Below are 4,294 nucleotides of genomic sequence, written 5' to 3' on the forward strand. Positions count from 1 at the left end.
CAGACACCTGCAAGACAGTCCGCTTGCAGTTCCTGACGCACCAGCAAACCATTATTGCCCTCCATACGTTCACCACGTTGGCGGGCAGCTTGAATCTTCCCTGAAATACCTAGCAATGTCTGCACATGATGTCCAACTTCGTGCGCAATAACGTAAGCCTGGGCAAAATCACCGGATGCCTTGAAGCGCTGAGACATCTCGCGGAAGAAATCCAGGTCCAGATAAATCTTTTGATCTTGCGGGCAATAAAACGGCCCGGTGGCGGACGAAGCGAGGCCGCAGGCTGAACTCACCCGGCCACGAAACAACACCAGCGAAGGGTCTTTGTATTGGCGACCGCCCTGTTTGAAAATCGCCTGCCACGTGTCTTCGGTATCACCGAGGATGGCCCTGACGAAGTCCACTTGTGGGTCGTTGGCTGCCGGCGCTTGCCGTTGCTGCGGCGCTACGGAGGTGGATTGCTGCCCCATTTGTCCGGTCAATTGACCAAGAATCTGCATAGGGTCTTGCCCAGTCAACAACCCAAAAGCGACCACGACAACGATGCCCACCAATCCCAGGCCTTTGCCGCCACCCAAGCGCATTCCGCCGCCCCCGCCCCCACTGGGTGCTTCTTCAACGTTATCGCTGCGTCTGCCTTTCTTCCATAGCATGGGGAGTTCCTCTATTTATTGTGCAAGGAGTGTCGTAGCTGTACACCCACCTCGCCAGACCGGTCGTCTGGCAAGGAAGGGGCGCAATACGCAGCTGCGTCCTGACGCGAATAGGTAGAGGAGGGATCAGCGATTAAGTTCTGCGGACCAACAGCACGCCGGATTCCATATGCGGCGTGTAGGGAAACTGATCAAACAATGCGCAGCGCTCAATCCGGTGGGTGTCGTGCAACTGCGTAATGTTGGCGGCGAGGGTTTGCGGGTTGCACGAGATGTACAAAATGCGCTCGAAACGCCGAGCCAGTTCGCAGGTATCAGGGTCCATGCCCGCGCGCGGCGGATCGACGAAAATGCTGCCGAATTGGTAGCTTTTAAGGTCAATGCCCGCCAAGCGCCGGAAAGGCCGCACATCATTCAAGGCCTCGGTCAGTTCTTCCGCCGACAAACGCACCAGCTTTACATTGCTGACGCCGTTGTCATCCAGGTTGTTCAACGCCGCAGCAACTGAGGTTTTACTGATCTCGGTCGCCAGTACGTTGCGCACGCGGGTTGCCAGTGGCAGGGTGAAGTTGCCGTTGCCGCAATACAGCTCCAACAAGTCGTCGTCACGCTGCCCGAGGGCGTCGTATGCCCAGTTCAGCATCTTCTGATTGACCGCGCCGTTGGGCTGGGTGAAGGAACCCTCCGGTTGTTGATAGGTGAAGGTGCGCCCGGCAACGTGCAGCTCCTCCACTGCATAGTCGCGGCCAATCACGATGCGTTTGCCCTTGGAGCGGCCTATGACGCTGACGTTTAGCTCGGCCGAGAGTTTCTCCGCTGCTACCTGCCAGACATCGTCCAGCGGCCGGTGATAACACAGGGTGATGATCGCGTCGCCGGCCAGCGTGGTGAGGAAGTCCACTTGGAACAGCTTGAAGTTCAGCGTTGCGCTGGCCTCCCAGTGTGCGCGCAGCAGCGGCATCAAGTCATTGATGCGCTGGCTGGCGATGGGGAAGTCGTCGATCAGGATCGGCGTGTGGTTGTTGCCTGGCGCAAACATCGCATAGAAGCGCTGATTGTCTTCGCGCCACAAACGAAACTCGGCGCGCAGGCGGTAATGCTCCTGCGGCGACTCGAATAATTGGGGCTCTGGCGCGTCGAACGGCGCCAGTAGTTCACGCAAGCGCGTGGCTTTTTCTGCGAGCTGATGGCTATAGCTCGCGGGGTCGAAAGGAACACTCATGCGTTAAACCAGCCCAACTTGATCACAAACAGAATGGAAAGAATCACCAGCGCCGGGTTCAGCTCTCGGGCTTTACCGGACAGCAACTTGATCGCGGTCCAGGAGATGAAGCCCAGCGCAATGCCGTTGGCGATGGAAAAAGTGAACGGCATCGCCAGCGCGGTAATCACCACCGGTGCGGCAACGGTGATGTCGTCCCACTCGATTTCGGCGAGGCCAGACATCATCAGCACCGCTACAAACATCAACGCCGGGGCGGTGGCGTAGGCTGGAACGCTGCCTGCCAATGGCGCGAAGAACAGCGCCAACAGAAACAGGATCCCGACGACGACGGCGGTCAAACCGGTGCGGCCACCGGCGCTGACGCCTGCTGCGGATTCGATGTAACTGGTGGTGGTCGAAGTGCCCAGCAGCGAGCCGGCCATGGCCGCCGTGCTGTCTGCGATCAGGGCCCGGCCCATTTTCGGCATATAACCGTCTTTGCCCATCAAGCCCGCGCGCTTGGCAACGCCGATCAAGGTGCCGGAGTTGTCGAACAAGTCGACGAACAAGAAAGAGAAAATCACGCTGAACAGGCCGATGTCCAAGGCGCCCTTGATGTCCAGTTGCAGGAAGGTCGGCGCCAGCGACGGCGGCATCGACATCACGCCACCGAACGGCGAGAAGTGGAAAACGATGGAGACAATGGTCACCACCAGAATCCCGATCAACACCGCGCCTTTGACCCGCAGGGCTTCCAGAGCCACGATCAGGAAAAAGCCCAGAGTAGCGAGGATCGGTGCGGGTTTTGCCAAGTCGCCCAGGCCGACGAAGGTGGCCGGGTCGGCGACCACGATGCTGGCGTTTTTCAGTGCGATCAATGCCAGGAACAAGCCGATGCCTGCCGCAATCGCTGAACGCAGCGGCAGCGGGATGCTGTTGATGATCCACTCGCGAATCTTGAAAATCGACAGAATGAAAAACATCACCGCCGAGATAAACACCGCGCCCAGCGCCACTTGCCAGGTGTGGCCCATGTGCAGCACCACGGTGTAGGTGAAGAACGCGTTGAGGCCCATGCCGGGTGCCAAGGCGATCGGGTAGTTGGCGATCAGGCCCATAACGGCGGAACCGATGGCCGCTGCCAGGCACGTCGCGACGAAGACAGCGCCTTTGTCCATGCCGGTGTCGCCGAGAATGCTCGGGTTGACGAACAGGATGTAGGCCATGGCCAGGAAGGTGGTGACGCCCGCAAGAATCTCGGTGCGCACGGTGGTGTTATGGACGTTTAGTTGAAATAGCTTTTCCAGCATGATGCTCCCCGTGGCGCGTTCAGCACCGTAAGTAAGGTTCAAGGTGACGAGTTGATTTGTTGTTAGAAATGCACTTTGACCAGCAGACTTGCGGTGTTTTGATCGGTATCGAAATTAGAGGTGCTTTCGATGCCGTATTTGTTCTTCCAGTAGTCGTATTCAATACCTACGTAGAGCTGTTTCTCACCCCAATGCAGCGCTTTGCCCAAGTCGTATTTGATCTGTGGATTGACGTGTAAGTTAGCGTGGTAGACCCCACGTGCGTTCTTGTCGTTGTCCACCACCCAGTCGATATAACCATCGATCAAGATGTCTGAGCGACCCATCGGTAAGGTATAGCCCCACACGGGTGTGACCTGCCAAATGTTATCGCCTGGACGCCCGCCTTCAGTCTGACGCTGGTAGAAGTTCAGCTGAAAGTAATCGAAGCCGGGAACAGCCAGATCGAAGCCCGGACCGATCAAATAAGACTCGTTATCGCCTTCGCCAAACTCGTACGTGAGGGCAAGCAACACGTCCTTGATCGGCCCAAATTCCAGTTTCTTGTCGAGGATCTTGCCGAACGACAGGCGCGGGCTGAACTCACCGTAATAGCTGCTGTTGCCGGCGTTGCTGTCTTTTTTGCCGTTGTAGAAAGTCTTGTCGACGAAAAAAAAGTTATCGCCGTACTTCCAGCTGTCAGCGTGCTCGAAAGTGAAGGTCTGTTGCAGCTCAGGGTTAACCGCAAAGTTCCCACCATACAAGTACGTCAGGCTATTGTTTTGCCACTGAAGTAGATCTCCGGCGACGGCTTGCCCCCCAGCAAAAAGACCACCTGCAAGCAATAAAGCAGAGCAAATACGTGTCATCAACTAACTTCCCAATATAGCGCCAAGTCCAGAAAAAAAGCCGACCAAATAGTCAGCTTTTCCGGATAAAGCACAAACTGGGCCAACATTAAACGGCTGCGTAGAACAAGAGCCGATACGCCAGGTAAGAAGACACCTCGAACAGCGCTGAAGGCCAGAGAATACTTAACCAGTTGGTCAAGAAAGACGAATGAAATTTCAGTGCAGGACTACGTGCCTATTTATCGGTCAGCCTGCCTGTCGCGAACGTAGCGCAGTCGCTAACGCGTTAAAACAGAG

4 protein-coding genes are annotated in these 4,294 nt (G+C 56.5%); all 4 read right to left on the reverse strand.

All coding sequences use genetic code 11. The annotated features are described in order from the left end of the window. Positions 1-653: neutral zinc metallopeptidase (locus tag M0974_RS32985; protein ID WP_297846490.1), on the reverse strand; the 653-nt coding region annotated here is incomplete at its 3' end. A gap of 133 nt (positions 654-786) precedes the next feature. Further along, complete coding sequence (gene trmA / locus M0974_RS32990) at positions 787-1,875, reverse strand: tRNA (uridine(54)-C5)-methyltransferase TrmA (protein WP_297846491.1); 1,089 nt, start codon at positions 1,873-1,875, stop codon at positions 787-789. Further along, on the reverse strand, positions 1,872-3,167 hold the full coding sequence (locus tag M0974_RS32995; protein ID WP_297846493.1) for an NCS2 family permease: 1,296 nt from the start codon (positions 3,165-3,167) through the stop codon (positions 1,872-1,874). The genes trmA and M0974_RS32995 overlap by 4 nt, the downstream gene beginning before the upstream one ends. A 62-nt stretch (positions 3,168-3,229) precedes the next feature. Next, complete coding sequence (locus tag M0974_RS33000) at positions 3,230-4,015, reverse strand: outer membrane protein OmpK (protein WP_297846495.1); 786 nt, start codon at positions 4,013-4,015, stop codon at positions 3,230-3,232. Positions 4,016-4,294 lie beyond the last annotated feature (279 nt).

The sequence above is a fragment of the Pseudomonas sp. genome, assembly GCF_026224925.1.
In the GTDB taxonomy this organism is placed as follows: domain Bacteria; phylum Pseudomonadota; class Gammaproteobacteria; order Pseudomonadales; family Pseudomonadaceae; genus Aquipseudomonas.